Genomic DNA, 1,003 nt, shown 5'->3' on the forward strand with positions numbered 1-1,003 from the left:
GAAACCAAGCTTTGTAACTGCCTGAGCCATTAGTAAACTGACAGGTTGTTGATAATCACGTACTGCGCAGCCATCACGCTCATTAATTGCATATTGAATTAACCTGACTAATTCAGTTTTGAGATCCGATGCGGGACTATATGCGTTTTCATGACCGGCAATTACACCCTCAATAGCATCTAATAACTTATCCACGATTTTTCCTTCTTTATTTGCCAAGCAGTGATGAAAGCTCACTGAGAATTGCTTTCCCAGCTTGCTGTGCATTGAATTTCGACTCTTTGGTATGTCGATATTGCTCAAACTTTTTTCCGCGTGGAAGTCGATCTCCAATTCGATGACTGTAAATCCGTTCCTGAACCCAGGTGCGACCATGGTCGGATGGAAGGCTGTTTGGTCCAGCCTCGTCGTAGAAAACTACTAACTGTTCAACTGACATCAATTTTTCCTTTAGGATATTTGATGTTGAGTGGAGGACGATGACTTTACGCCGCCTGTTCGACCCGTTTATGTTCCTGCCACGCAGTAAGCGCAATAGGACTGAGTAATGACTCAACGGCTTTCTCGAAGTCAGCCTTAGTAGCCGTGTGCATAATGAAAAATTTCAGGTCGAACTGTTCCACCACATACCAACCTCTTCCCTCATCGAAAATACCTTTAGACTTTACGGTTAGTTTCACATATCCCTCGTTGGTAGGGTTCATGTATCGTGTTCCTGACTGCTTGCCGAATGAACTGTGTGTGAATTCGACATATAATCCGTCCACCGGTAAAAGCTCAGTCTCATCATGATTAAAAACAGAGCAAACGAGCGCTTTGACAAAATCACCATGGCTGTGATCACCGAGCGAATTGTTGCAATCTGACATCAAAAGGAATGAATTTGAAAAATTTGCGGCTTCCCCTCTGACCGTCCAGTAAGCGTTAGTTGCTCGGGCATTCTTGTCAGCGTGAGTGATAATGTTGGTTAAATGAGCCATGATTTTTCCTATGATTGATTTTC

The 1,003-nt window shown here is 43.4% G+C and carries 3 protein-coding genes; all 3 read right to left on the reverse strand.

Annotated elements, in window-relative coordinates:
• Positions 1 to 195, reverse strand: a 195-nt coding sequence (locus tag IYN85_RS25590; RefSeq protein WP_196161821.1) for a hypothetical protein, incomplete at its 3' end; no start/stop codon positions are given.
• A 13-nt stretch (positions 196 to 208) separates the two neighbouring features.
• The gene (locus IYN85_RS25595; RefSeq protein ID WP_196161822.1) at positions 209 to 439 is read right to left on the reverse strand and encodes a hypothetical protein; all 231 of its coding nucleotides are present in this window, start codon (positions 437 to 439) and stop codon (positions 209 to 211) included.
• A 46-nt stretch (positions 440 to 485) separates the two neighbouring features.
• A complete protein-coding gene (locus IYN85_RS25600; RefSeq protein WP_196161823.1) occupies positions 486 to 980 on the reverse strand; it encodes a hypothetical protein in 495 nt (164 codons plus the stop codon).
• Positions 981 to 1,003: the final 23 nt, after the last annotated feature.

Origin of the sequence: Reinekea sp. G2M2-21, assembly GCF_015687175.1 — a bacterium.
GTDB lineage: Bacteria > Pseudomonadota > Gammaproteobacteria > Pseudomonadales > Natronospirillaceae > Reinekea.

Coding starts and splice junctions, on each gene's coding strand:
- IYN85_RS25595 (WP_196161822.1), bottom strand. CDS start 439: ATGTCAGTTGAACAGTTAGTAGTTTTCTACGACGAGGCTGGACCAAAC.
- IYN85_RS25600 (WP_196161823.1), bottom strand. CDS start 980: ATGGCTCATTTAACCAACATTATCACTCACGCTGACAAGAATGCCCGA.